This is a genomic window from Mycobacterium sp. SMC-19 (assembly GCF_045310815.1).
GTDB lineage: Bacteria > Actinomycetota > Actinomycetes > Mycobacteriales > Mycobacteriaceae > Mycobacterium.
The window spans coordinates 1-24,861 of the sequence record NZ_JBJIAM010000017.1; the positions used below are offsets into that span (position 1 = coordinate 1).

The 24,861-nt window shown below is 68.6% G+C and carries 25 protein-coding genes and 1 pseudogene; 12 read left to right on the plus strand and 14 right to left on the minus strand.

Annotated features, from left to right (window positions below; translation table 11 throughout):
• Nucleotides 1-73 precede the first annotated feature (73 nt).
• From ACJH5R_RS22100 to ACJH5R_RS22130, 7 genes are all read right to left on the minus strand, one after another.
• Nucleotides 74-1,447, minus strand: coding sequence for a DUF2599 domain-containing protein (locus ACJH5R_RS22100; RefSeq protein ID WP_406782943.1), 1,374 nt, complete (start codon nt 1,445-1,447; stop codon nt 74-76).
• Nucleotides 1,448-1,539: 92 nt separating this feature from the next.
• The gene (locus ACJH5R_RS22105) at nt 1,540-2,220 is read right to left on the minus strand and encodes a methyltransferase family protein (protein ID WP_406758817.1); all 681 of its coding nucleotides are present in this window, start codon (nt 2,218-2,220) and stop codon (nt 1,540-1,542) included.
• A gap of 18 nt (nt 2,221-2,238) precedes the next feature.
• Nucleotides 2,239-2,913, minus strand: coding sequence for a methyltransferase family protein (locus tag ACJH5R_RS22110; protein ID WP_406782944.1), 675 nt, complete (start codon nt 2,911-2,913; stop codon nt 2,239-2,241).
• A gap of 10 nt (nt 2,914-2,923) precedes the next feature.
• Complete coding sequence (locus ACJH5R_RS22115; RefSeq protein WP_406782945.1) at nt 2,924-4,567, minus strand: ABC transporter permease; 1,644 nt, start codon at nt 4,565-4,567, stop codon at nt 2,924-2,926.
• The gene (locus ACJH5R_RS22120) at nt 4,564-5,469 is read right to left on the minus strand and encodes an ATP-binding cassette domain-containing protein (protein WP_406758820.1); all 906 of its coding nucleotides are present in this window, start codon (nt 5,467-5,469) and stop codon (nt 4,564-4,566) included. The genes ACJH5R_RS22115 and ACJH5R_RS22120 overlap by 4 nt, the downstream gene beginning before the upstream one ends.
• Nucleotides 5,459-6,094 (minus strand): TetR family transcriptional regulator, encoded by a 636-nt coding sequence (locus ACJH5R_RS22125; protein ID WP_406758821.1) that lies wholly within the window; start codon nt 6,092-6,094, stop codon nt 5,459-5,461. Before ACJH5R_RS22125 ends, ACJH5R_RS22120 begins: the two co-directional genes overlap by 11 nt.
• 173 nt (nt 6,095-6,267) lie before the next feature.
• On the minus strand, nt 6,268-6,933 hold the full coding sequence (locus ACJH5R_RS22130; RefSeq protein WP_406758822.1) for an O-methyltransferase: 666 nt from the start codon (nt 6,931-6,933) through the stop codon (nt 6,268-6,270).
• A 192-nt stretch (nt 6,934-7,125) separates the two neighbouring features.
• On the opposite strand from ACJH5R_RS22130, the gene sigE reads away from it, so the two are divergent.
• The 4 genes from sigE (at nt 7,126) to tatB (ending at nt 10,425) form a co-directional block, all read left to right on the plus strand.
• Complete coding sequence (gene sigE, locus ACJH5R_RS22135) at nt 7,126-7,917, plus strand: RNA polymerase sigma factor SigE (protein WP_406782946.1); 792 nt, start codon at nt 7,126-7,128, stop codon at nt 7,915-7,917.
• Between the two features lie 117 nt (nt 7,918-8,034).
• Nucleotides 8,035-8,442, plus strand: coding sequence for an anti-sigma E factor RseA (rseA, locus tag ACJH5R_RS22140; protein ID WP_406758824.1), 408 nt, complete (start codon nt 8,035-8,037; stop codon nt 8,440-8,442).
• An 87-nt stretch (nt 8,443-8,529) separates the two neighbouring features.
• Nucleotides 8,530-10,029, plus strand: a complete 1,500-nt coding sequence (locus tag ACJH5R_RS22145) for a S1C family serine protease (RefSeq protein WP_406782947.1) — start codon at nt 8,530-8,532, stop codon at nt 10,027-10,029.
• A gap of 12 nt (nt 10,030-10,041) precedes the next feature.
• Entirely contained in the window at nt 10,042-10,425 is a 384-nt protein-coding gene (gene tatB / locus ACJH5R_RS22150) for a Sec-independent protein translocase protein TatB (protein ID WP_406782948.1), read from the plus strand.
• 31 nt (nt 10,426-10,456) lie between these two features.
• Here tatB and ACJH5R_RS22155 read toward each other — a convergent pair whose 3' ends face one another.
• The 4 genes from ACJH5R_RS22155 to ACJH5R_RS22170 form a co-directional block, all read right to left on the minus strand.
• A complete protein-coding gene (locus ACJH5R_RS22155; RefSeq protein ID WP_406782949.1) occupies nt 10,457-11,608 on the minus strand; it encodes an Mrp/NBP35 family ATP-binding protein in 1,152 nt (383 codons plus the stop codon).
• Nucleotides 11,609-11,657: 49 nt separating this feature from the next.
• The gene (locus tag ACJH5R_RS22160; RefSeq protein ID WP_406782950.1) at nt 11,658-12,992 is read right to left on the minus strand and encodes a lytic transglycosylase domain-containing protein; all 1,335 of its coding nucleotides are present in this window, start codon (nt 12,990-12,992) and stop codon (nt 11,658-11,660) included.
• A 108-nt stretch (nt 12,993-13,100) separates the two neighbouring features.
• Nucleotides 13,101-13,619, minus strand: coding sequence for a DUF1003 domain-containing protein (locus tag ACJH5R_RS22165; protein ID WP_406782951.1), 519 nt, complete (start codon nt 13,617-13,619; stop codon nt 13,101-13,103).
• The gene (locus tag ACJH5R_RS22170) at nt 13,616-14,914 is read right to left on the minus strand and encodes a magnesium transporter MgtE N-terminal domain-containing protein (RefSeq protein ID WP_406758830.1); all 1,299 of its coding nucleotides are present in this window, start codon (nt 14,912-14,914) and stop codon (nt 13,616-13,618) included. Before ACJH5R_RS22170 ends, ACJH5R_RS22165 begins: the two co-directional genes overlap by 4 nt.
• Before the next feature lie 24 nt (nt 14,915-14,938).
• Here ACJH5R_RS22170 and ACJH5R_RS22175 point away from each other — a divergent pair, with 24 nt between their 5' ends.
• Nucleotides 14,939-15,907: an HpcH/HpaI aldolase/citrate lyase family protein gene (locus ACJH5R_RS22175; protein ID WP_406782952.1), complete on the plus strand. Its 969-nt coding sequence runs from the start codon at nt 14,939-14,941 to the stop codon at nt 15,905-15,907.
• A gap of 12 nt (nt 15,908-15,919) precedes the next feature.
• On the opposite strand, the gene ACJH5R_RS22180 is transcribed toward ACJH5R_RS22175, so the two are convergent.
• Entirely contained in the window at nt 15,920-16,516 is a 597-nt protein-coding gene (locus ACJH5R_RS22180; RefSeq protein ID WP_406782953.1) for a DUF4190 domain-containing protein, read from the minus strand.
• 78 nt (nt 16,517-16,594) lie between these two features.
• Here ACJH5R_RS22180 and ACJH5R_RS22185 point away from each other — a divergent pair, with 78 nt between their 5' ends.
• The 6 genes from ACJH5R_RS22185 (at nt 16,595) to ACJH5R_RS22210 (ending at nt 22,065) form a co-directional block, all read left to right on the plus strand.
• Complete coding sequence (locus ACJH5R_RS22185; protein ID WP_406758833.1) at nt 16,595-17,122, plus strand: general stress protein; 528 nt, start codon at nt 16,595-16,597, stop codon at nt 17,120-17,122.
• Nucleotides 17,123-17,195: 73 nt separating this feature from the next.
• Nucleotides 17,196-18,617 carry an extracellular solute-binding protein gene (locus tag ACJH5R_RS22190; RefSeq protein ID WP_406782954.1) on the plus strand — a complete coding sequence of 474 codons (1,422 nt, stop codon included), beginning with the start codon at nt 17,196-17,198 and terminating at the stop codon, nt 18,615-18,617.
• Nucleotides 18,614-19,495, plus strand: a complete 882-nt coding sequence (locus tag ACJH5R_RS22195) for a carbohydrate ABC transporter permease (protein ID WP_406782955.1) — start codon at nt 18,614-18,616, stop codon at nt 19,493-19,495. The genes ACJH5R_RS22190 and ACJH5R_RS22195 overlap by 4 nt, the downstream gene beginning before the upstream one ends.
• The gene (locus ACJH5R_RS22200; RefSeq protein ID WP_406758836.1) at nt 19,492-20,319 is read left to right on the plus strand and encodes a carbohydrate ABC transporter permease; all 828 of its coding nucleotides are present in this window, start codon (nt 19,492-19,494) and stop codon (nt 20,317-20,319) included. The genes ACJH5R_RS22195 and ACJH5R_RS22200 overlap by 4 nt, the downstream gene beginning before the upstream one ends.
• 4 nt (nt 20,320-20,323) lie before the next feature.
• Nucleotides 20,324-21,466 (plus strand): ABC transporter ATP-binding protein, encoded by a 1,143-nt coding sequence (locus ACJH5R_RS22205; protein WP_406782956.1) that lies wholly within the window; start codon nt 20,324-20,326, stop codon nt 21,464-21,466.
• Entirely contained in the window at nt 21,466-22,065 is a 600-nt protein-coding gene (locus ACJH5R_RS22210; RefSeq protein ID WP_406758838.1) for a suppressor of fused domain protein, read from the plus strand. Before ACJH5R_RS22205 ends, ACJH5R_RS22210 begins: the two co-directional genes overlap by 1 nt.
• 185 nt (nt 22,066-22,250) lie before the next feature.
• Here the strand turns inward: ACJH5R_RS22210 and corA are convergent, their stop codons facing one another.
• Nucleotides 22,251-23,285 carry a magnesium/cobalt transporter CorA gene (gene corA / locus ACJH5R_RS22215; protein ID WP_406758839.1) on the minus strand — a complete coding sequence of 345 codons (1,035 nt, stop codon included), beginning with the start codon at nt 23,283-23,285 and terminating at the stop codon, nt 22,251-22,253.
• 173 nt (nt 23,286-23,458) lie between these two features.
• On the opposite strand from corA, the gene ACJH5R_RS22220 reads away from it, so the two are divergent.
• Nucleotides 23,459-24,448, plus strand: coding sequence for a malate dehydrogenase (locus ACJH5R_RS22220; RefSeq protein ID WP_406758840.1), 990 nt, complete (start codon nt 23,459-23,461; stop codon nt 24,446-24,448).
• Here ACJH5R_RS22220 and ACJH5R_RS22225 read toward each other — a convergent pair.
• Nucleotides 24,445-24,657 (minus strand): annotated as a pseudogene (locus ACJH5R_RS22225) (helix-turn-helix transcriptional regulator); the annotation flags it as partial. The gene ACJH5R_RS22220 and the pseudogene ACJH5R_RS22225 overlap by 4 nt on opposite strands.
• Nucleotides 24,658-24,861 lie beyond the last annotated feature (204 nt).

Genomic DNA, 24,861 nt, shown 5'->3' on the forward strand with positions numbered 1-24,861 from the left:
GAGACCTTCACCCATCAACGACTCTTACAGCGTGTCGTCACACTTTCTCAACCAACCTGCCTGGGCAGTACAGCTAGAACGGCTCTTCGGCGCCGCCGGGGTTGCAGCCGTTGGCGAGCAGGTTCAGCGTGCTCACGTCCGGGCGCCACGGCTCGAGGTTCCAACTGGTCTTGCCGGGTTGGATGAACTCGGCGAACTGCCAGTGGCACAGGAACTGTGCCCGCATCCCGGCGTTGTTGGCCTCCGGGTTGCGCTTGAGGACCTCATCCCAGGCCTGCTCGCCCTGGCGCAGGGTGCCGGGCTCGCCGGCCTCCGTTCGACCGGTCTCGGTCGGATAGACGCGCAGGCTGGTTCCGCCGTCGTAGGTCACCCACTGGGTGTTCGCGACGTACGGCGCCGCGCTGATGCCCGCGGCACCCAGGAAGCCGCCGGCACCGCCCAGGCCACCCGCGCCGCCCTCGCCGCCGAGGCCACCGTCGCCGCCGCGGCCGAACACCAGCCCGCCCGCGCCGCCGTCGCCCCCGGCGCCGCCGTTCTCGTCGTCGCCGCCCGCACCGCCGGCGCCGCCGTCACCGCCACGGCCCAGCCACCAGGCCCCTGCGCCGCCCACTCCGCCGTCACCGCCGATGTCTGCTCCCACGCCGGTGCCCCCGGCGCCGCCGGTACCTCCGGTGCCGAGCAGCATGCCGAGTCCCACGCCCCCGGTGCCGCCGCCCGCGCCCGCCCCGCCGGCGCCGCCGGTACCGCCCAGACCCATGAACCAGCCGCCGGCTCCGCCGTCGCCGCCGTCGGAGCCGACACCGCCCAGACCGCCGGCGCCGCCGTTGCCGAAGAAGCCCGCGTCGCCGCCGGCACCGCCGACGCCGTCGATACCCGCGATGCCTGCTCCGCCGTCGCCGAACAGGAACCCGCCGTCACCGGCGTTGCCGAACCAGCCCCACTGACCGAGCAGGCTGGTGTTGACGCCGTCGAACCCGTCGATACCGTCGCCGATCAGATCGCGACCGAACAGGGTGGCAAACGGCGCGTTGATCAGGCCGAGGCTCAGCTCGCCGAACGGGCTGGCAATCCACTGCTGCAATCCGGCGTGCAGGGGTGCGTAGATGTATTGGTTCACCAACTCGGCGGTGTCCAGGGATTGGCTCGGGCCGGGCCAGGCCAGCACCGCGTCGATGACGTTGGAGAACAGCTTGTCGGTGGCCGGATCGAGTTGGTCGGTGAAGGACTGCACCAGCGCCATCAGGCTGCCCAGGTCGAGCCCGCCTGCCGCACTGCCGGCGACCTCCACCGGTGCCGCGGCGTCGAGCAGCCAGTCCCAATCCGCCTGCGCGGGGGCGGCGGCCAGCATCGGGGTGAGGCCGACGACCAGGGCGCCTGCTGCGGCAGCGGCCATCTGGGAGGGGGAGGAGGCGAGGCTGCGGGTGCTGCCCCGCTTGAGTGCACGCATGGCTCTGGCTATCTCCCCAAGTAGGAATTAACAGTTTCTACTTAGGGAACTGTAAGCCACGGGGGGTCGACGGCGGTATCCCACCGGGCCGATCACCAGAGGTAGGGCAGCAAACGGTAACGGACGCGCCGGGTGTATTCGCGATACCCACTGAGCTCCTGGTTCAGCAACTGCTCCTCATCGAGGATCCGCACCACCAGGATGGGCAGGCTGATCAACGTGCCGGCCAGTCCCCAGTACGAGCCGAGCGCCAACGCGAGACCGACCATGGTGACCAGCAGGGAGAAGTACATCGGGTGCCGGACCAGGCCGTACATGCCGGTCGCAATCACCGGCTGGTTGTCCTCGACGGTGATGTTGGCTGCGGCGTAGCCGTTCTGCACGACGGCCAGGATGCCCAGGCACAGCCCGAGCACCACCACGACCTGGCCCAGCACCGACACGGCTGTCGGCGGCGCCGACCAGCCGAACCGGTGATCCAGTGCGCTGATCACGAACACCGAGCCGAACGCTGCGATCAGGGCCGTGCTGGCCAGCTTCTGCGCCAGCCGGGTTTCGGCCTTAGGTCCGCCACGCAGCCGCCGCTGCAACACCGCTGGATTGGTGAGACCCCAGTAGATGCAGCACGCGATGCTGATGACGGCGTAGACCGCCAGGAACACCCAGGCCTGCCAGTAGTCGAAAGTGCCTGCCGGCCAGAACAAGAGCAGACCGTAGACGACCGCGGCGATCAGCCCGTAGCCCACGCCTTGACCGATTGCCTTGACATTCATCGGCGTCTCCTTCCGTTGTCACCACACGTAGGGCAGCAGGCGGTAACGCACCCGCGTGGTGTACTCGCGATATCCCCGGAGCTCGTGGGTCAGCAGCTGCTCCTCGTCGAAGATGCGCACCACCAGCACGATCAGCCCGGGTACCAGGAAGACCAACCCCCAATAGGAGCCGAGCGCGAGCGGGACGCCGACCATCAACAGGACGTTGCCGGTGTACATCGGATGCCGGACCACCCCGTACAGGCCCGTCGAGACCAACGTCTGGTCTGCCTCGACCGTGACGTTGGCGGCCGCATAGCCGTTCTGGATGACCACCACCATCGCGACTACCAGCCCGATCGCCACCAGGGCATCGCCCAACAGACAGACCGGCGTCGGCACCGCGGACCACCCCAGCCGGTGATCGATCACGCTGACGACGAACATGGCCGGGAAGCAGACGAAGATGACAGCGATGACGACCCGCTGCAGGGTCCGCTTCTCGGCGGCCGGCCCGAAGCGCATCCGGCGCTCCAGGGCGGCCGGATTGGTGCGGATCAGATACAGGCTGGGAATCCAGGTGGACAGGGCGAAAACCGCGAGGAACACCCAGGCCTGCCAGTAGTGCAGCGTTCCGGCGGGTACGAACAGCAACAGCCCGAAGGCGATCAGACCCAAGGTTGCCGAAAGTAATCCTTTGCCCATGGTTTTCATGCCAGCCTCCTTACGTCGTGAGATCTCTGCGGCGGAATGCCCAGGCGCCCAGCGCGATCAGTGCGGTGTCGATCGCCAACAGCACGATCAGCGGCACAGCACTGAACGTGCCGTTTCCGACCAGCGGGATGTGGCCGAAGGGTTCGAAGTCGATGACCCACTGCGGCAGGCCGGAGATGGGGCCGAGCAGATACAGCGCGACGAAGCCGGTCAGCACCGCCCACGCCGCCGGCGCGACCCTCGGAACGAGCCCGAACAGGGCCACCGCCACGGCCGCGGGGAGCCAGGCCGCCGGCAGTTGCACGGCGGCGCTGCCCACCACCGCAGGCAACTGTCCGCCGATGTCGCCGGCGGCGGTTCCGTAGACGATTCCGGCCACCAGCCCGGCGGCCAGCATCGCAAACGTCGACCCGGCCAGTGCGGCGACCAGATGGCTGGCCAACCAACGGTCTCGCGACAGCGCTCCGGCGAGCAGCGTCTCGCCGCGCGTGGCGGTTTCCTCCTGGTGCAGCCGCAGCACCAGCGACACCGCGAAAGCGGCGGCCACCATGCCCAGCATGCTGAAGGCCACCGCGACGAATGCGTGCTCCAGTGCCGCGGTTCCGCCGAGCCGGATGACGATGTCGCGGGCGCGGTCGCTGCCCACCTCGTCGCCGATGCCGTGCACCACGCTGCCGACCAGCAATCCGTAGAGCAGTAGGCCCGTCGTCCCCAGCAGCAGGGCCCCGCGGTCGAGCCGCCACGCCAGTCCGAACGCACCGCCCAGGGTCGGCGCCGCTCGCCGCGGGCCGGGGCGATCGGCCAGCAGCCCGGCGCCGACATCGCGACGGGCCGCGAGTTGATACGCCAGCCAGATGAGCGCAGCGGTCGTCGCCAGGTGCAGCAGCAACACCCACCAGCGGTCACCGGCGTACGGCCGGACCTGCAGCGACCAGCCCAGCGGCGACAGCCACGACAACCCGCCCGATCCCGCATCGCCCACGGCGCGCAGCGTGAACGCGCCGGCCAGCACGCCGAACGCGGCGCCGCGGGCGAACCGGGCGCCGGGCGACAACTGAGCGGCGACCGCGGCCACGGCCGTGAACACCAGCCCGGAACAGGCCAGCGCGGCCCCGAACGCACACGATCCGGACGCCGGCACGTCGGTGGTCAGCAGCCCAACCGTCCCGATCACCCCGGTGGCCACCGACGCCCCCGCGGCCAACAGCAGCGCGGCGGTCAGCCCGGCGTAGCGGCCCACCGCGGTCGAGTCGATCAACTCGGTGCGGCCGGTCTCCTCGTCGGCGCGGGTGTGGCGGATGACGGTCAGAATCACCGCCACCGCGATGAGCAGATGGAATATCCCGGCCTTCCAGATACCCACCGCACCCAGGGAGTCGTTGTAGACCTGGCCGTACATCGCGCGTTGCGCCGGGCTGGCCATGATGGTCGCGGCCAGGCCGGCGCGGTCGGCGGCGGTGGGATAGATGGCCTGGATGCTGGCGATGTAGACGGTGGCCAGCGGCAGCGACAACAGCAGCACCCACAGTGGCAGCACGATGCGGTCGCGGCGCAGGCACAGGCGCAGCAACCCCAGTGTGCCAACCAGATTCGATCCGCCCCGGCGGTAGTGCGGTGCCGCAGGCTGCGCGACGGCGGTGCTCGCGGTGGTCATGCCCGGACCGTGTCGTAGTGACGCAAGAACAGCTCTTCGAGCGTCGGCGGCCGGCTGGTGAGGCTGCGCACGCCGGCCGCGCCGAGCACCGCGACGAGCTCTGCGAGGCTGGCGCTGTCGACCTGGGCATACAGCACGGTGCCGGAGTAGCGCACGTCCGCGACGCCCGGAATGCGGGTCAGATCACCGGGATCGCGCATCAGATCGGCCTGAATCGAGGTGCGGCGCAGGTGTCGCAGGGATTCCAGCGAACCACTTTCGACGACGCGCCCGGCCCGGATGATCGTCACCCGCTGGCACAGCGTCTCGGTCTCGGCCAGGATGTGGCTGGACAGCAGGACAGTGGCGCCGCGACGGCTCGCCTCGGCGACGCACTGCTGGAATACGTTCTCCATCAAGGGGTCCAGTCCGCTGCTGGGCTCGTCGAGTACGAGCAGGCGGGCGTGTGAGGAGAAGGCGGAGATCAGCGAGACCTTCTGGCGGTTGCCCTTGGAATAGGTGCGGGCCTTTTTGCTCGGGTCCAGGTCGAAGCGTTCGATCAACTCGTCGCGGCGGCGCTCGTCGATACCGCCGCGCATCCGCGCCAACAGGTCGATGATCTCGCCGCCGGTCAGTGCCGGCCACAAAGTGACATCGCCGGGCACGTAGGCGATCTCGCGGTGCAGCTCGACCGCGTCGGTCCAGGGATCACCGCCGAGCAGCCGGACGGTTCCGCCGTCGGCCTTCACCAGGCCCAGCAGGACGCGGATCGTGGTGGATTTGCCGGCGCCGTTGGGGCCGAGAAAGCCATGCACCTCACCGCCGTAGACGGTCAGATCCAGTCCGTCGAGCGCTTTGACTTGGCCGAAGTTCTTCTCCAGTCCGCGGATTTCGATTGCCGGCCAATGGTTGTCAGGTCGCATCGGTTCCCCCTTGTTCGGTCGCCAGGAAAGCGTCGTACATGGTGCGGTCGGTCATCAGGCCCTCGGTGTACAACTCGAGTGCGGGTAGCACCATGTCGCGGGCGTAATCACGTAGCACGGCCCGCAGATCGGTCGGGTTCTCGTGCATCTGCAGATACAGCAGGAATCCGCCGCCGTTGTTCATGGCCAGGAAGCGGGCCCGGGCTTTCGGGTCGCGGCTGGGTTTGAGGGTGCCGGCGCGGACGCCCTCGTCGAGGTAGCCCTCGGCGTTGTCGATCATCCTGCGCCACAACGTGTCTGCCAGCTCGCCGCCGGACTGCATGCTGCGGACCAGGTAGGCCATCATCGACGCATAGGACTCGATCTCGGCCATCGCGGCGAACCAGGTTCCTGGGTCGGCCGAGCGCATCGCCTCGGATTTGCCGCTGCGGATCTCTTCGGCGACGAACTCGTCGCAGGCCCTGCGCAACCCTTCTTTGGAGCCGAAGTGGTGGATGACCAGGGCGGCGCTGACTCCGGCGGCCTCGGCGATGGCCCGGACGCTCACGCCGAAGCCGTGCCGTCCGAACTGGTCGATGGCCGCATCGCGGATTTTCGCCGCCGCCGTCAGGTCCGCTGAACGCATGTTCAATACGCTAAACACGCGTTCAGTGCAGTGTCAAGCATTTGCCGCACCCAGCCGCGAGGGTGCGTGCCACCCGGCCGCGAGGGTGCGTGTTTGTACGCCTCAACGCGGCGTGTCGCGTACAAACACGCACGCTCGCGCCATGGGGGGCGAGTGGGGGTGAGGCGTCTTGGTCAGTCGCGGACGGCGGCCAGCAGCCCGTCGCCCAGCGGAATCAGCGCCGGGGTCAGCCGCTCGTCCACGGCGATCAGCCGGGCGGCTTCGCGTACCGCAAGCACTTCGGCGTCATTGGCCGCCGGGTCTCCGGCCCGGCCGCCCAACGCGGCCCGGTGCACCACGACGACGCCGCCGGGCCGCAGCAACCGCACGGCCTCCAGTACGTAGCCGGGCTGGTCGATCGGTTCGGCGTCGACGAACACCAGGTCGTAGGACGCATCGGCGAGACGGGTCAGGACCTCTTGGGCGCGGCCGCTGATGAACCGGGTTCGGCCGGGCCCGATGCCGGCGTCACCGAACGCCTGCTTGGCTGTGCGCTGGTGCTCGGGCTCGATGTCGATCGTGGTCAGCACACCGTCTTCGCCCATGCCCGACAGCAGCCAGAGCCCACTGACGCCGGCCCCGGTGCCCACCTCGACCACTGCCTTGCCGCCGCTGAGCTTGGTCAGCAGGCTCAACAATGCGCCGACCGCGGCGCTGATCGAGCCGACGCCGATCTCTCCGGCCCGGTCGCGGGCCGCCGCCAGCACCGCGTCCTCGGTCATGGAGTCCTCGGCGTGCGTCAACAGCGCATCGGCTCGACTGCGCGGCGGCTCCCCCGGAGTGTCGTCAGTGCTGGCCATGTCCGCAGCGTAGGACAAGGCGCTTCGGGGCCGCGAACCGGCGCGCCCGCCCGACACGCCCGGGGCACGGCCCGTGTCCGAACTGTTACCTGGACGTATAACCGCACTGCGCGGGCGATTCGAACACAGGTTCACAGTCCGCGTTCAGTGACAGCACAGAGCGGACATACAGCGATAGGCAACGGTATCGGCATGGAACGAGGTATGAACCGGCCTCGAGACGCTCGGAATACGAGGGGCCCGTTGCGCGTTGACCGCGATAGTGCGCTGCCGTCGCCTGACGGCGGCCTCGAGCTGGAGGACGTCGCCATAACCACATTGCTGCCCCCGGTCGCCATGTCGCACCCGACCACCCACTCGGACCGGTACTCCGACACCGACTGGGTCGAACCGTCAGAGGAGGCGCAGGGCACCGCGGTATTCGACGCCACCGGAGACGTCGCGGCGATGCCGTCCTGGGACGAATTGGTGCGCCAGCACGCCGACCGGGTCTACCGGCTGGCATACCGGCTGTCCGGAAACCAGCACGACGCAGAGGATCTCACCCAGGAGACCTTCATCCGGGTGTTCCGTTCGGTGCACAACTACCAGCCCGGAACCTTCGAGGGCTGGTTGCACCGCATCACCACCAACCTGTTCCTGGACATGGTGCGCAAGCGGGGCCGCGTCCGTATGGAGGCGCTGCCGGAGGACTACGACCGGGTACCTGCCGACGAGCCCGACCCCGAGCAGATCTACCACGACGCGCGGCTGGATCCCGACCTGCAGGCGGCGCTGGACTCGCTGGCGCCGGAGTTTCGGGCCGCGGTCGTCCTGTGCGACATCGAAGGCCTGTCCTACGAGGAGGTCGGGGCGACCCTCGGCGTGAAGCTGGGCACCGTGCGCAGCCGCATTCACCGGGGCCGTCAGGCTCTGCGCGACTATCTCGCCGCCCGGGCCAGCCAGCGTGACGGTTCGGCCTTCGGCGGTGTCGCGGCCGGCTGAGCTCGGCTCGGCCCTGGGTTTCCACGTCCGTGAGCGGTATCGCGCTACATTCTTATTGGGCCTTTATTCCGCCCGATTGAGTACTGATGTGGGTATGCGACAGGAGAGGAGTCCGGTGTGACGGACCGCGGAGGTGTCTTCCGTCGCGCGTTCTCCTGGCTGCCCGCTCAGTTCGCCTCGCAGAGTGATGCGCCGGTCGGTGCCCCGCGGCAGTTCGGGTCCACCGAACACCTCTGCAGCGAGGCGATCACCGCCTACGTCGACGGTGAGCTGCGGATGAACGCCCACCTGCGCGCGGCCCACCACCTGTCGCTGTGTCCCGATTGCGCGGCCGAAGTGGAATACCAGGGTCGGGCACGCTCGGCCCTGCGCGATTCGCATCCGATCCGGATCCCTTCGGCGCTGCTCGGCCTGTTGGCCCAGATCCCCGAGTCCCCGGCCGATTGTTCGCCCGACGAGCCGACCAGGCCGATGTCCGCCCGGTTCGACGACGGCAAACCTCAAGAACGTCGTAAACGTCGGTAAGGTGGATCTCCAGCGGCGTTAGCGCCCGGTGATGCTGTGCTCGCGGAGCCCGGAAGCGACCCAGGGCTGGACCCGGAAGAGGAATAGGTGAGCTCCAACAACGAGAACGCCGGCGGTAACCGCTTGGCTCCGCGCCCCGTCTACCGGCCCCCTGTGGACAATGCGTCCCAAAAGGCCTTCGGTCGGCCCGACGGGGTGCCTGGTTCGTTCACTCCCGCCGATGTACGGCCCAAGAAGTACCGCGAGCAGGGTGAGTTCACCCCGCGCGATCTGCCGCCGGACCCGGTGCTCAAGGAGGCCTTCAGCCGGCCCTACGGCACCGGTCCCTCGTTGCAGCGTCATCCTGCCGATGCCGGCGCGCTGGGCCGCAACGGCAAACCGGAGGGGCTGGAAGACACCGGCGACCCGTGGCGTGACCCCGCCGCCGGTGCCGCCCTCGGTGCACCAGCCGTCGTCCCGCCCAAGCCGCGGGCGGCCGGCGAATTGGGTGGCCGCCTGGGTGTGCGCGACGTGCTGTTCGGCGACCGGATCTCTTACCGCGCGCTGGCCACGCTGGCCGCGATCGCGCTGGCGATCGGCATGGTCGGCGGCTGGGTCGGACGTACCACCGCGCAGGTGGTCGAGGCGTTCACGACGTCGAAGGTGACATTGTCGACCAAGGGCAACGCCGAGGAGCCGGCTGGGCGGTTCGCCAAGGTCGCCGAGGCCATCGCCAATTCGGTGGTGACCATCGAGTCGGTCAGCGACGACCAGGGCATGCAGGGTTCGGGTGTTGTCATCGACGGCAAGGGCTACATCGTCACCAACAACCACGTCATCTCCGAAGCCGCCAACAACCCCAGCAAGTTCAAGACCACGGTGGTGTTCAACGACGGCAAAGAGGTGCTGGCCAACCTGGTCGGGCGCGACCCGAAGACCGACTTGGCCGTGCTCAAGGTCGACAACGTCGACAACCTGTCGGTGGCCCGTCTCGGCGACTCAGACAAGATCCGGGTCGGTGACGAGGTCATCGCGGCGGGCGCGCCGCTGGGACTGCGCAGCACCGTGACCCACGGCATCATCAGCGCTGTACACCGGCCGGTGCCGCTCTCCGGTGACGACTCCGACACCGACACCGTCATCGACGCGGTGCAGACCGATGCCTCGATCAACCACGGCAACTCCGGTGGTGCGCTGATCGACATGGATGCGCAGCTGGTCGGGATCAACACTGCCGGAAAGTCGTTGTCCGACAGCGCCAGCGGGCTGGGGTTCGCCATTCCGGTCAACGAGATGAAGACCGTCGCCGAGGCGCTGATCAAGGACGGCAAGATCGTGCACCCCACGCTGGGGGTCAGCGCCCGCTCGGTCAGCAACGCCATCGCGTCGGGTGCGCAGATCGCCAACGTCAAGGTGGGCAGCCCCGCGGAGAAGGGCGGCATGCTCGAGAACGACGTGGTGGTCAAGATCGGTGACCGCAGCGTTGCCGACGCCAACGAATTCGTCGTGGCGGTCCGCAATCTGACCATCGGCAAGGAAGCGCCCGTCGAGGTGGTCCGTGACGGGCGGCATGTGACGCTGACGGTGACCCCCTCCGCCGACGGTTAGAAGTTCGCTTCGATGTTCGCGAATGTCGGCTGGGGCGAGATGCTGGTCCTGGTGGTGCTCGGGCTGGTGATCCTGGGCCCGGAGCGGTTACCCGGAGCCATCCGGTGGACCGCCGGTGCGCTGCGCCAGGCCCGTGACTACGTCACCAACGCGACCGACCAGCTGCGCGACGAGATCGGTCCGGAGTTCGAGGACCTGCGGGCGCCGCTGAGCGAATTGCAGAAGTTGCGCGGCATGACACCGCGCGCCGCGCTGACCCGGCATCTGCTCGATGGGGACGATTCACTGTTCACCGCGGTCGGTTCGCTGGCCGCTGAGCCGCGCCCGATGCCGCCGGCACCGGCCGTGGTGCCCGAGCCGGGTGCACCGGCTCCCTTCGACACCGACGCGACCTAGGGTCCGCGCTGCCGGGGCGCGGCCGTGAGGGTCAGCGCCGGGCGCCGGTGTCCAAGCCCAGCGACATCCCGACCAGTCCGCGTCGGCGGGTGGCCAGCTGATCGGCGATCTTGCGCAGTTCCTTGCCCGCCGCCGAGTCCGGCGAGAGCACCACCGGGGATCCGGAGTCGCCGCCGGTCACCATCTCGCTGTCGATCGGCACCTGGCCGAGCAGCGGCACGTCACGGCCCATCGCCCGGGTCAGCCGCTCGGCGACCCGCTCGCCGCCGCCCTCGCCGAACAGGTGCATGGTGGAGCCGTCGGGCATGGCCAGCCCGGCCATGTTCTCCACCACCCCGACGACCTGCTGGCGGGTCTGCAGGGCGATCGCCCCGGCGCGTTCGGCCACCTCCGCGGCCGCCTGCTGCGGGGTGGTCACCACCAGGATCTCGGCCGACGGAACCAGCTGGGCCACCGAGATCGCGATGTCGCCGGTGCCTGGCGGCAAGTCCAGCAACAGCACATCCAGGTCGCCCCAGTAGACGTCGGCGAGGAACTGCTGCAAAGCCCGGTGCAGCATCGGGCCACGCCACACCACCGGCGTGTTGCCCTGGGTGAACATCGCGATCGAGATCACCTTCACGCCGTATCCGATCGGCGGCATGATCATCGAGTCGACCTGGGTGGGCAGGGCGGTGACACCCATCATCCGCGGCACCGAGTGGCCGTAGATGTCGGCGTCGAGCACCCCGACGGACATACCGCGTTCGGCCAGCGCGACCGCGAGGTTGACCGTCACACTGGATTTGCCGACCCCGCCCTTGCCTGAGGCGATCGCGTACACCTTGGTCAGCGAGCCCGGCTGGGCGAACGGGATGACCGGCTCCTTGGCGTCGCCGCGCAGCTGTTTGCGAAGCTCGGCGCGCTGCTCGTCGCTGAAGACGTCCAGGCTGACCTTGACGGGCCCGGTGCCGGGCACGTCGTTGATGGCCGTGGTCACCATGTTGGTGATCTCGGCTTTCATCGGACAGCCGGCGATCGTCAGGTAGATCGTGACGTGCACGCCGCGGTCGTCCGCGATCTCGATGCTTTTGACCATGCCCAGATCGGTGATCGGACGCCGAATATCGGGGTCCAGCACGGTGCCCAACGCTGCATAGATCGCGTCGTGCAGGGCTGCAGTGTCATCCTGATTCTCGGACATCGGAATCGAGTCTAAGGCAGTACGGCAGGGCCTCTGCCTGTGAGATCGATCAAGCCGGCGGGACGGCCTGCGGCCCGTCCTGCGGCGCCCCGGCGGAGGCCGCGGGCGGCGGTGGGACGGCCGGCACGTCCGGGGACCCTGGCGGCGCTGGCGCTACCGCGTAGGGCGGCATCGGCGCAGGCGGGGCCTGTGGTGCCTCGGGGGAGCCGAAGGGGGCCGGGGGGACGCCGTTGGGCGGTGCCGTCGGGCCCGGCACGGCTTGGGGTTCCAGACAGATCATTCGGCAGGCCGCCGAGGGACGCGGCAGCTGCTGTTGTTGCTGCTGCTCGGGCGAGGTCATCCACGGCGGCAGCCAGGGCAGATTCGCCAGCTGGGTCTCCAAGCTCGGCTGGCCCAGGTCGATCAGCGACGATTCGGCGGGGTGATTGGCCTGGGACATCCCGTGCATGCTCAGTGATTCCGGCCCGAGCCCTTCCGGGTGTTCCAGGTGCTCGAGGTGCAGGTCCGCGATCGGCGGTGCCGGGCCGACGATCGGCGGCAGGTCGACGGGAGCAACCCCGGTGGCGTAGGCCGCCGCCCAGCCCATCACGTTCTCCGCGTAGGCCATCGAGTTGTTGTAGCGCAGGATCGCGGTCAGGACGTGCGACTGTTCGCGCAGGTTCATCCCGCCGCTGCACAGATAGCGCGCCGCCGCCAGCGTCGCGTCGTAGACGTTCTGCGGATCCGCTCGGCCGTCGCCGTCGCCGTCCGCGGCATACCGCGACCAGGTTCCGGGGAGGAACTGCATCGGGCCCAGGGCGCGGGCGTAGACCACCCGGCCGGGGGCACTGCTGGCCACGATGACTTCGTTTCCGGGCAGTGTGCCGTCCAGCGCCGGGCCGTAGATCGGCTGCAGCACGTTGCCGCGGGCGTCGGTGGCCCCGCCGTTGGCGTGCCCGGATTCGATGCGTCCGATCCCGGCGAGCAGGTTCCAGCTGATCCCACATTCGGGCGCGGCGACCGCCATTTGCTGCTCGGCGTTCTGGTAGGCCGCCAGCGCCGTCTTGGGGATCCCCAAGGTGCCCGGCGCATAGACGACGGCGGCCGGCGGCGCCGACGGGGCACCCGCGGCCACGTGCAGATTCGGCTGCGAGCGGGGTACCGCGACGACGGAGGGGCCCGATGAACGGCCGGACGTGTGCACCGAAGCCGCCAGCGGGGTGATCGCGGCGTTGCGCAGCGGCAACGAGGTCGAGGGCGAGCGGGGCGTGGCGCCCACGGCGCCGGCAAACACCAGCGGGGTGATGAACGCCAGGCCGAAGGCGGGTCGCAGGGCCGAACGGGCCGCCCGCCGCACCCGGGCAGCGCGGGACACGCGTTCCGCTGCGCCGCCCCCAGTTGGCACTCGACCGTCCCTAATTCCGCTGTGGAGAAACCGCTCGGGCTTCGTGAACTAGGTCACCATACCCAACGACGGTCCTGCTGATGACCGTTATCTGGTCCGCGTCACCGGTCAGGACGGTCGCTGCCCGGACTCCGGGGCGGCGGGGTCGGGCTCTGGACGCAAGGTCTCCAGCAGTTCGCGGACCCGCTCGAGTTCGTGGTGCAGGTAGTCGCGAGTGGCGACCTCACCGACCGCCAGCCGCAGGGACGCCAGTTCCCGGGCCAGATACTCGGTGTCGGCTTTGGTCTGCGCGGCACGGCGGCGGTCCTCGTCCAGGCTGACCCGGTCACGGTTCTCCTGCCGGTTCTGGGCCAGCAGGATCAGCGGAGCGGCGTAGGCGGCCTGGGTGGAAAAGGCCAGGTTGAGCAGGATGAACGGATAGGGGTCCCACTTCAGGCTGACCGCGTACACGTTCAGCAGGATCCAACCCACCACCAGCACGGTCTGAATGGCCAGGTAGCGCCCGGTGCCGAAGAACCGCGCCACCGATTCGGTGAACCGGCCCAGTGCGTCGGGATCCATATTCAGGCTGGGCAGCCGTGAGGTGCGGGGTGTGGAGAGCCGCTGTGATGTGGAGCGGTCGGTCACGACGGCCTCCCGGCGAGTTTCGGCCCCAGGTCCGGTTCGGGTGTTTCGCGCCAATCATCCGGCAGCAGGTGGTCCAGCACGTCGTCCACCGTCACCGCGCCCAGCAGGTGATTCTGCTCGTCGAGCACGGGCCCGCAGACCAGGTTGTAGGCGGCGAAGTAGCGGGTCAGCTCCGCCAACGACACCTCCGGGTTCAGCGCCGGCAGGTCGGAGTCGACGAACCCGCCGATGAGTTCGGCCGGTGGCACCCGCAGCAGCCGTTGCAGCGCGACGCAGCCCAGGTAGCGCCCGGTCGGGGTGGCGGTCGGGGCTCGGGTCACGAAAACCAGCGACGACAGCGCCGGGGTGAGGTCGGGGTCGCGCACCCGGGCCAGGGCCTCGGCGACCGACGTGTCGGCGGTCAGCACCACCGGGTTGGTGGTCATCAACCCGCCCGCGGTGTCGGGGGAGTGCTCCAGCAGTCGGCGCACCGGATCGGAGTCGTCGGGGTCCATCCGCGCCAGCAGGGCTTCGGCTTCGGTCGGGTTCATCACGCCCAACAGGTCCGCGGCGTCATCGGGGTCCATCTCCTCCAGGACGTCGGCGGCCCGATCGGCGCCCAACTGGCCCAGCACGACGGCCTGACGTTCCTCGGGCAGCTCCTGCAGGATGTCGGCCAGCCGTGCGTTGTCCAGCGCGTTGATCACCTCGTAGCGCCGCTTGGGCGGCAGCTCGCGGATGGCGTCGGCAACCTCGATCGGCCGCCAGCCCTCGAACTGCTGCAGCAGCTGCGCCACACCCTGCCCGGGCATCGCCAGTGCCGACGGGGTCAGGCCCTGCACGTTGTGCCAGTCCACGATGTGTACGGAGGCGCGCCGGCCCAACCGCCGCGAGTGCCGCACCGCGATCCGTGTCACCAGCCAGTCGCGGGTGCGGCTCTGTTCGATGGCCAGGTCGGTGATCGCCACATCGACGCCGGCCAGTTCCGGCAGCTCCGGGTCGGTGACCCGGACCTTGGTGTCCAGGACCTGGCCGAGCACCAGCGCCTCACCGGGCCGCTGGTTGAACTTGCGCAGGGACACCGTTCCGGTGTTGAGGGTGACCGCGTTGGGTTCGATCGACGCGACCCGCAGAATCGGCACGAAGATGCGTCTGCGGGTGGGCAGCTCCACGACCAGTCCCAGGACACGCGGCTGCTGGCGCACGATGCTGAGACTGACCACCACATCGCGGACCCGGCCCACGGATTCGCCGAACGGGCCTAGCACCAGCATCCGCGCAAGCCGCGCTGCGTAAACCCTGTTGCTCGACGCCATGGTTGAAAGGGTAGGAGTATTTAGGTGACCAACGTGTATCGCCCCCGCCGTACTTGCCTGTCGGTACCTGGCAGCAGCCAGAAGATGATCGACAAGGCCAAGGGCCTATCCGCAGATGAGGTCTTCCTCGACCTGGAGGACGCCGTCGCTCCAGCGGCAAAAGAGCAGGCCCGGACCCTGGTCGCCCAAGCGTTGACCGCGCCGGACTGGGCGGCGCCGCTGCTCGGGGTGCGGGTCAACGACTGGACCACCCCGTGGACGCATGCCGACCTGATCGAGGTGCTCTCGGCGGTTGGTGCCGCTGGCAGCCGACTCGACGTGATCGTGCTGCCGAAGGTGTCGGACGCCTCGCATGTCCAGGCCCTCGATCTGCTGCTCACCCAGCTGGAGACCATCCACGGGCTGCCGGTCGGGCAGATCGGTGTCGACGCCCAGATCGAAGACGCCCGCGGCTTGATGAACATCAACGCGATCGCCGCAGCGCCGCGAGTGCAGGCCTTGGTGCTCGGACCGGCCGACCTGATGGCCAGCCTCAACACCCGCACCCTGGAGGTCGGCGAGCAGCCCGAGGGATACACCGAGGGCGACGCCTACCACCACGTTCTGATGACGATCCTGGTCGCGGCGCGCGCCCACGGGATCGCCGCCGTCGACGGGCCGTATCTGAAAGTGCGTGACGTCGAGGCCTTCCGGCGGGTGGCCGGCCGTTCGGCCGCACTCGGGTACGACGGCAAATGGGTGCTGCACCCCGACCAGATCGCGGCGGGCAACGAGATCTTCAGCCCCCGTCAGTCCGAGTACGACCACGCCGAGCTGATCCTGGAGGCCTACGCGTGGCACACCTCGCACGCCGGCGGTGCTCGCGGTGCGGTGATGCTCGGTGACGAGATGCTGGATGAGGCCAGCCGCAAGATGGCGTTGGTGGTGGCGGGCAAGGGCCGGGCGGCCGGAATGCGCCGTGAGGCACCGCCGTTCACGCCGCCATCGGGCTAGCGGGGTGGGGGCCTAGTTCAGGGCGATCATCGCGAGGATGAACGAGAGCGTCACGGCGACACCGCCTATCGCGGTTCCGGCCACCGCCATGCCGTGACCGGCCTCACCGGTCGACTTGATCTGGCTCAATGCCACGCCGCCGAGGATGACACCGGCCACCCCCAATGGCCAGAACACCAGGCCGAGCAGCGACACGATCAGGGAGCTGACCGCCAGGACGTTGGTCTTCTGCGCCTGGCCCGGATTGAAGTAGCTGCCCGGATACGGCGCGCCGTAGCCCGACGGGGGGTAGCCCGGGGGATTGCCGTAACCCGGCGGTGGATATCCGGGAGGGGCGCCGAGTCCCGGGTATTCGCCCGGGGCGGGAGGTGTGGGTGGCAGGTAGCCGCCGGGCGGCAGGTAATTGCCCGGCGGTTGGGGCGGCGGATAACCGGCCGGAGGCGGCGGGGGGAAGCCGGGCGGCGGATAGCCGGGTGCCGGCGGGTAGCCCTCGAACCCCGACGGGTAAGGCCAGCCGCCCTGGTCGGGCGCGGGTGCACCCGGGTCGGCCCAGGGCTGGTCGGCATTGCCTCGCGGATTCTCGCCAGAATCCCCGCCGGGAGCTGTCATGCTGTTCAACCTAGCCGATGCACCGCGGCCGGCTTGTCGTCCGACAGCCGCTTCCCGGAGCGAGGAGAGAGAAATCCCATGACCAGCCCCTTTCAGCCCGGACAGACTCCCGATCCTCTCGGTGCGGCAAGTGCGCCGGGGCGCCGTGATGTGGGCCGGCTGCCGACCCCGCCGAAAGGCTGGCCGATCGGGGCGTACCCCACCTACGCCGAGGCCCAGCGCGCGGTGGACTACCTGTCCGACCAACAGTTCCCGGTGCACCAGGTGACGATCGTCGGTGTCGACCTGATGCAGGTCGAGCGGGTCACCGGCCGGCTCACCTGGCCCAAAGTGCTGGGCGGCGGCGTGCTGACCGGTGCCTGGCTGGGCCTGTTCATCGGCCTGGTGCTGGGCATCTTCAGTGAAAACCCGACCCAGGCGCTGGTGACCGGCCTGATCGCCGGGGTGTTCTTCGGTTTGATCACCTCATCGGTCCCGTACGCGATGGCCCGCGGTACAAGGGATTTCAGCTCGACCATGCAGCTGGTTGCGGGCCGCTATGACGTGCTGTGCGATCCGCAGAGCGCCGAGCAGGGCCGGGATCTGTTGGCGAAGCTGACGCTCTGACTGCGCGTTGTTGCGTAGCGCCCTCGGGCGGCCTTACCGTCGTGGCACGAAACGGCAACGGGAGGCGGGTGGCGTGGCGAGTCGGCGCGGTCGCGTACGGCGGCTGGGCGCGGCTGCGCTGACCGCACTGACCGTTGCGTCGGCCGGATCGGCCTGCGGTTCGTCCGGGCCGGGCGCCGGTATTCCGGTGATCAGCGTCTACACCCCGGCCAATGACACCGCGACGTTCCGGGTGATCGCGGCGCGCTGCACCGAACAGGCCGGCGGCCGGTACCGGGTGCAGCAGTTCAGCCTGCCGCGCGCCGCGGACGATCAGCGCCTACAGCTGGCGCGCCGGCTGACCGGCAATGACCGCACCTTGGACGTGATGGGCCTGGATGTGGTGTGGACCGCCGAGTTCGCCGAGGCCGGCTGGGCGTTGCCGCTGGCTGAGGACCCGGCCGGCAAGGCCGAGGCCGACGCCGCCGACGACACGCTGCCGGGCCCGCTCGCGACCGCCCGCTGGCACGATCGTCTCTACGCCGCACCGCTGGTGACCAACACCCAATTACTTTGGTACCGGCCGGATCTGATGAAGTCGGCGCCGCCCACCTGGGAAGGTATGGTCGCCGAGGCGGCCCGCCTGCACGCCGCGGGCCAGCCCAGCTGGATCGCGGTGCAGGCCAAGCAGTACGAGGGCTTGGTGGTGTGGTTCAACACCCTGCTGGAAAGCGCCGGGGGGCGGGTCCTAGGCGACGACGGCAAGACCGTCACCCTCACCGATACCGCTGAGCACCGGGCCGCCACCGTTGCGGCGCTGCAAGTCATGAAGGCGGTGGCGACCGCTCCGGGCGCCGACCCGTCGATCACCCAGACCGATGAGGGCACCGCCCGACTCGCGTTCGAGCAGGGCAAGGCGGCGCTGGAGGTCAATTGGCCCTTCGTGCTGCCGTCCATGCTGGAGAACGCCGTCAAGGGCGGGGTGGGGTTCCTTCCGCTGCAAGGGCGTTCGGACCTGGCCGGCAGCATCAACGGCATCGGCGCTTTCGCGCCGAGCGACGAGCAGTACCGCATTGCCTATGAGGCCAGCCGCAACGTGCTCGGGTATGCGCCGTATCCGGCGGTGCTGCCGGGACATCCGGCCAGGGTGACACTCGGTGGATTGAACCTGGCGGTGGCCAGGACCACCCGGCATCGTGCCGAGGCGTTCGACGCGGTGCGCTGTCTGCGAAATGCGGCGAACCAGAAGTATGTCGCGATCGAAGGGGGGCTGCCCGCGGTGCGCGCCTCGGTGTACGCCGACCCGCAGTTCCAACAGAAATACCCGCAGCACAACGTGATCCGTCAGCAACTCACCGACGCCGCGGTGCGCCCGGTGACGCCGGTCTATCAGGCGGTGTCCACCCGGATATCGGCGACGCTGGCGCCCATCAGCGCCATCGACCCGGAGCGCACCGCCGATGAACTCACCGTGCAGGTGCGCAAGGCCATCGACGGTAAGGGACTCATCCCGTGACCCGCGCCGATGACGTCCGTTCACAGCGCCGGCTCGCGGTGGCGCTCGTTGCGCCGGCGGTGATCCTGATGCTGGCCGTGACGGCCTACCCGATCGGTTACGCGATCTGGCTGAGCCTGTTGCGCTACAACCTGGCCACTCCCGGGGACACCGCCTTCGTCGGCCTGGCCAACTATCAGACCACCCTGACCGACTCGTATTGGTGGACCGCGTTCGCGGTGACGCTGGGTATCACCGTGGTCTCGGTGGCCTTCGAATTCGTCTTCGGCCTGGCACTGGCACTGGTGATGCACCGCAGCTTGTTCGCCAAGGGGATGGTGCGCACTGCGGTGCTGGTGCCGTACGGCATCGTCACGGTCGCGGCCGCCTACAGCTGGTATTACGCCTGGACTCCGGGGACCGGTTACCTGGCCAATCTGCTGCCCACCGGTAGTGCGCCGCTGACCCACCAGCTGCCGTCGTTGGGGATCGTGGTGCTGGCCGAGGTGTGGAAGACGACGCCGTTCATGGCGCTGCTGCTATTGGCCGGGCTGGCGCTGGTGCCCGAGGAACTGCTCAAGGCGGCCCAGATGGACGGCGCCGGCGCCTGGCGGCGGCTGGTCACCATCATTCTGCCGATCATGAAACCGGCGATCCTGGTGGCGTTGCTGTTTCGCACGCTGGACGCTTTTCGGATCTTCGACAACATCTACGTGCTAACGGGCGGCTCCAACCGCACCGGCTCGGTGTCGATCCTGGGCTACGACAACCTGTTCAAGGGATTCAACGTGGGCTTGGGGTCGGCGATCTCGGTGTTGATCTTCATCTGCGTGGCACTGATCGCGTGGGTGTTCGTCAAGGTGTTCGGTGCCGCGGCGCCGGGGTCGAGCCAGAAATGACCGAGCTTCGCCGCCGCACCGCGTGGCTGATCATTGACCTGGTAGTGGTGCTCTACGCGCTGGTCCCGGTGCTGTGGATCTTCTCGTTGTCGCTCAAACCGACGTCAACGGTCAAGGACGGCAAGTTGATTCCTTCGTCGGTGACCCTGGACAACTATCGCGGCATCTTCGCCGGTGATGTGTTCGGCTCGGCGCTGATCAACTCGGTGGGCATCGGCCTGATCACCACGGTGATCGCGGTGGTGATCGGCGCAATGGCCGCCTATGCGGTGGCGCGCCTGGACTTCCCCGGGAAGCGGCTGCTGGTCGGGGCGGCCCTGCTGATCGCGATGTTCCCCCAGATATCTCTGGTGACACCGATTTTCAACATCGAGCGGGCCACCGGGCTGTTCGACACCTGGTTGGGTTTGATCATTCCCTACATCACGTTCGCGCTGCCGCTGGCGATCTACACCCTCTCGGCGTTCTTCTCCGAGATTCCGTGGGACCTGGAGAAGGCCGCCAAGATGGACGGCGCCACTCCCGGTCAGGCGTTCCGCAAGGTGATTGCGCCGCTGGCGGCGCCGGGCATCGTCACCGCCGCGATTCTGGTCTTCATCTTCGCGTGGAACGACCTGCTGTTGGCGTTGTCGCTGACGGCCACCAAGGCCTCGGTCACCGCGCCGGTCGCGATCGCCAACTTCACCGGCAGTTCGCAATTCGAGGAGCCGACCGGATCGATCGCGGCGGGTGCCATGGTGATCACCGTGCCGATCATCGTCTTTGTTCTAATCTTCCAACGACGGATCGTGGCGGGACTGACCTCCGGCGCGGTGAAGGGATAAGCCGATGGCAGAGATCGAACTCGTCCACATCACCAAGAGCTACCCCGATGGCGCGGTGGCGGTGAAGGATCTGTCGCTGAGCATCGCCGACGGGGAGTTCATCATTCTGGTGGGGCCCTCGGGCTGCGGAAAATCCACCACGCTGAACATGATCGCCGGTCTGGAGGAGATCTCGTCGGGGGAGTTGCGCATCGGGGGCCAGCGCGTCAACGAACGTGCACCCAAGGACCGCGACATCGCGATGGTGTTCCAGTCCTACGCGCTCTATCCGCACATGTCGGTGCGGCAGAACATCGCTTTCCCGCTGACCCTGGCCAAGATGAAGAAGCCGCAGATCGCCGAAAAGGTGGCGGAGGTGGCCCGAATCCTGGACCTGAGCGAGCTGCTGGATCGCAAGCCGTCGCAGCTCTCCGGCGGCCAGCGTCAACGCGTCGCGATGGGGCGGGCGATCGTGCGGCACCCCAAGGCATTTCTGATGGACGAGCCGCTGTCTAACCTCGACGCCAAGCTGCGGGTGCAGATGCGTAGCGAGATCGCCCGGTTGCAGCGCAGGTTGGGCACCACCACCGTCTACGTCACCCATGACCAGACCGAGGCGATGACGCTCGGCGACCGGGTGGTGGTGATGCACGGTGGGATCGCCCAGCAGATCGGCACGCCCGACGAGCTCTATGAGCGCCCCGCCAACCTGTTCGTCGCCGGATTTGTCGGCTCTCCGGCGATGAACTTCTTCCCGGGCACGTTGACCGCGAGCGGCGTGCGGCTGCCGATCGGGGAGGTACCGCTCGACGCGGCGACTCGCGAGTCGATCGGCAGGCATCCCGCACCTGCCGGCGGTGAGGTGGTCATCGGGGTGCGTCCGGAGCATCTCGGCGATGCTGCCCTGCTCGACGACGCCGGGCGCGGTGCCGCGGTGCGGTTCGCGGCCCGTGTCGATCTCGTCGAATCGCTGGGCGCGGACAAGTACCTGTACTTCACCCCGAACGTATCCGGCGACGCGCCCGCCGAAAACGATCTGGTGGCCAGGGTTCCCGCGGCGTCGAAGGCGTCCGGCGGGCAGCCGATCGAGCTGGCGCTGCAGCCCGACAAGGTGGTCGTGTTCGACGCCAAGACCGGGGTGAACCTGACCGTGCCGCCGGCCGCGTGATGAGCGACGATCTGGATCGGGTGCGTGAGCATGTCCGGCGGCACTTCGCGGACGTCGCCGAGCCCGACGCGGCGCGGGTGACGTTTCTGGGTGTCGAGCCCATCGAGGTGTTGCGGTTCGGGCCCGGACCCGACCGGATGGTGCACTACGTCTCGGCGGGCTGCTCGCGTCACCCCATGGGTGACCCCGGCCAGCTGCTGGCCGACCCGGTGCACGGCCCCCGGGCCGAAATCGTTGTGAGCCTGCGTTCTTCGGGTTCTGACACCGGGCTGGCCCGCAGCCTCGCTGCGGTAGCGGCCGCGCCGGTGGTCGAAGGGGTGGTGCTGGTGCCCGATGCACTGATCGATCTCGGGGGGCCGCTGTGGACCGGGCCTTCGGGTCCGGTGCCGTTCACCGCGGTGCTGCTGGGCGACAGCGACATCGCCGAGTTGGCGTTGGCCCCGCCGCGAGAGCCGGTGCGGTTTTTGTCGGCCATCCCGATCACCGCGACCGAGGCCGCATGGGTGCGGCTCAAGGGCGCCGAGGCCATGCGGGAGGCCTGGCGCTCCGACGGTGTGGACGTCTTCGATCCGGCCCGCCCCGCGTCCGCGCCGGCCTAGCGGCGTGTTCCCTCCGGCGAGCGGGCGTGTTTGTACACCGACACGCCGAGAAATCCGTGCAATTGTGCACGCTCGCACCCGGGTGTGAGCGTGCACAGTTGCACAACCGCAGCGGCGTGTCGGTGTACAAACACGCCCCCTCGCGGGGATGAGCCCTCGCGGGGATGAGCCCTCGTGGGGATGGCTCAGAGCCAGCCGTTGCGGCGGAACGCGCGGTAGAGCATCGCGGAGATCACGCCCATGCCCGCCACCACCATCGGGTAGCCGAACGCCCAGTGCAGCACCGGCATGCGGTCGAAGTTCATGCCATAGATTCCGGCGATCATGGTCGGGACGGCGATGATGCCGGCCCAGGCCGACATCTTGCGCATGTCGGTGTTCTGTTGCATGCCCACGCGTGCCAGGGCGGCCTGCACCAGCGAGCTGAGCAACTCGTCGTATCCGGCGATCTGCTCGGCGGCACGGGTCTGGTGGTCGGCGACGTCACGCAGGTAGCGCCGCACCTCTTTGGAGATCAGATCCCGGTATACGGTCTGCATCCGCTCGAAGGGCACGGACAGGGGTGCGACCGCGCGCCGCAGCTCGACGACTTCGCGCTTGATCTGGTAGATCGGTTCGACGTCGGTGCGGGCGCCCGGCGCGAACGCCGCCTCCTCGATGACGTCGATGTCGCTTTCCATGAGGTTGGTCACCTCGACGTAGCGGTCCACCACATAGTCGGCGATGGCATGCATCACCGCGAACGGCCCCAGTCGCATCTGCTCGGGATCGGTGTCCATCCGCTTGCGGACGTTGGCCAAGCCGCTGTGCTCACCGTGCCGGACGGTGACCACGAAGTTCTTGCCGACGAAGATCATGATCTCGCCCGTTTCGACGATCTCGCGCGGCAGCACCGCCGATTCGTGCGGCACATAGTTGACGGTCTTGAGTGCCAAGAACAGGGTGTCGTCGTAGCGCTCCAGCTTGGGCCGCTGATGTGCCTGAACAGCGTCTTCGACGGACAGCGGGTGCAGTTGGAAGGTGGTGGCCACGCCCTGCATCTGCGCCTCGCCCGGCTCGTGCAATCCGACCCAGACGAACGCCTCTCGGCCACCCGCCTCGAGCTCGCGCACCTTGGCCCGCGCGCCGGCGGGGGTGAATTCGCCGGGAATCCGCTCGCCGTCTGCATAGACACCGCAGTCGACCAGCACTCGGGGTGTCGGGTCTTGCAACGCCGTCATGGCCGATCTCCCTCCGGCGCAGGTGCCGGTCAAATGCTACGCGTCCGGAGCCAACGTGCACGGTGAGCGCGATGCAGGGCCGGAGGTCCCCGAGTTTCGATGACGACGCCGGTGCGCTAGTTTCGAGCCGGACCAAACCCAGACCAGTCGAACTCGTTCGAGGAGCACTTGACGTGAGCAAAACCCCACTCAAGGTGGCCGTCACCGGCGCCGCCGGCCAGATCGGCTACAGCCTGTTGTTCCGCCTGGCCAGCGGCTCGTTGCTGGGCCCCGATCAGCCGATCGAACTGCGCCTGCTGGAGATCGAGCCTGCCCTCAAGGCGCTCGAGGGTGTCGTCATGGAACTCGACGACTGTGCCTTCCCGCTGCTGTCGGGTGTGCAGATCGGCTCGGACGCGAACAAGATCTTCGACGGCGTGAACTTGGCGCTGCTGGTGGGCGCCCGCCCGCGCGGCCCGGGCATGGAGCGCAGCGACCTGCTCGAGGCCAACGGCGCGATCTTCACCGCGCAGGGCAAGGCCCTCAACGCGGTCGCGGCCTCCGACATCCGGGTGGGTGTGACCGGCAACCCGGCCAACACCAACGCGCTGATCGCGATGACCAACGCCCCCGACATCCCCAACGAGCGTTTCTCCGCGCTGACCCGCCTGGACCACAATCGGGCGATCTCGCAGCTGGCCGCCAAGACCGGCGCCAAGGTCACCGACATCACCAAGATGACGATCTGGGGCAACCACTCCGCGAGCCAGTACCCGGACCTGTTCCACGCCGAGGTCGGTGGGCGTAACGCCGCCGAGGTCGTGAACGACCAGGCCTGGATCGAGAACGACTTCATCCCCACGGTCGCCAAGCGTGGCGCGGCGATCATCGACGCCCGTGGCGCCTCGTCGGCCGCCTCCGCCGCGTCGGCCACCGTCGACGCTGCGCGGAGCTGGTTGCTCGGCACTCCCGACAATGACTGGGTGTCGATGGCCGTGGTCTCCGACGGCTCCTACGGTGTGCCGGAGGGCCTGATCTCGTCGTTCCCGGTCACCACCAAGAACGGTGACTGGAGCATCGTGCAGGGCCTGGAGATCGACGACTTCTCCCGCGGCCGGATCGACGCCTCGACCGCCGAGCTGGCCGAGGAGCGCGAGGCTGTCACCGGACTGGGCCTGATCTAAGGTCTTGGGCCCGGCGGGCCGACCTCCTGCGCCAGCTGTACGCGGGAGGTCAGCCCCCGCTTGGTGTAGACGTGGGTCAGATGCGTCTGCACGGTGCGCGCTGAAACGAAGAGCCGAGCGGCAATGTCCTTGTTCGGCGGTCCTTCGCCGACCAATCGGGCGACGTCGACGTCGGTTGTGGTGAGCGAGGTCCAGCCGGGTTTGCTTCGTAGTGGTCCCGCTCAGCCCGCTCGGGTTCGCCTCGAGCAAACGCAAGGCGCCCACGCGGTATTCGGTCCCATGATCCGGTACCAGCCCGTCGCTGCGGAGACGCCGTCATCGGCCCCTTGCTGTGCCGCAGGAAGATCGCCGAGCACTAGCGCAGTTTCGGCTCGGCGCCAAGCGGAATATGGCGGCAACCTGGCTGTAGACGC

Coding starts and splice junctions, on each gene's coding strand:
- ACJH5R_RS22100 (WP_406782943.1), bottom strand. CDS start 1,447: ATGCGTGCACTCAAGCGGGGCAGCACCCGCAGCCTCGCCTCCTCCCCC.
- ACJH5R_RS22105 (WP_406758817.1), bottom strand. CDS start 2,220: ATGAATGTCAAGGCAATCGGTCAAGGCGTGGGCTACGGGCTGATCGCC.
- ACJH5R_RS22110 (WP_406782944.1), bottom strand. CDS start 2,913: ATGAAAACCATGGGCAAAGGATTACTTTCGGCAACCTTGGGTCTGATC.
- ACJH5R_RS22115 (WP_406782945.1), bottom strand. CDS start 4,567: ATGACCACCGCGAGCACCGCCGTCGCGCAGCCTGCGGCACCGCACTAC.
- ACJH5R_RS22120 (WP_406758820.1), bottom strand. CDS start 5,469: ATGCGACCTGACAACCATTGGCCGGCAATCGAAATCCGCGGACTGGAG.
- ACJH5R_RS22125 (WP_406758821.1), bottom strand. CDS start 6,094: ATGCGTTCAGCGGACCTGACGGCGGCGGCGAAAATCCGCGATGCGGCC.
- ACJH5R_RS22130 (WP_406758822.1), bottom strand. CDS start 6,933: ATGGCCAGCACTGACGACACTCCGGGGGAGCCGCCGCGCAGTCGAGCC.
- sigE (WP_406782946.1), top strand. CDS start 7,126: ATGGAACGAGGTATGAACCGGCCTCGAGACGCTCGGAATACGAGGGGC.
- tatB (WP_406782948.1), top strand. CDS start 10,042: ATGTTCGCGAATGTCGGCTGGGGCGAGATGCTGGTCCTGGTGGTGCTC.
- ACJH5R_RS22155 (WP_406782949.1), bottom strand. CDS start 11,608: ATGTCCGAGAATCAGGATGACACTGCAGCCCTGCACGACGCGATCTAT.
- ACJH5R_RS22170 (WP_406758830.1), bottom strand. CDS start 14,914: ATGGCGTCGAGCAACAGGGTTTACGCAGCGCGGCTTGCGCGGATGCTG.
- ACJH5R_RS22180 (WP_406782953.1), bottom strand. CDS start 16,516: ATGACAGCTCCCGGCGGGGATTCTGGCGAGAATCCGCGAGGCAATGCC.
- ACJH5R_RS22185 (WP_406758833.1), top strand. CDS start 16,595: ATGACCAGCCCCTTTCAGCCCGGACAGACTCCCGATCCTCTCGGTGCG.
- ACJH5R_RS22200 (WP_406758836.1), top strand. CDS start 19,492: ATGACCGAGCTTCGCCGCCGCACCGCGTGGCTGATCATTGACCTGGTA.
- ACJH5R_RS22205 (WP_406782956.1), top strand. CDS start 20,324: ATGGCAGAGATCGAACTCGTCCACATCACCAAGAGCTACCCCGATGGC.
- ACJH5R_RS22210 (WP_406758838.1), top strand. CDS start 21,466: ATGAGCGACGATCTGGATCGGGTGCGTGAGCATGTCCGGCGGCACTTC.
- corA (WP_406758839.1), bottom strand. CDS start 23,285: ATGACGGCGTTGCAAGACCCGACACCCCGAGTGCTGGTCGACTGCGGT.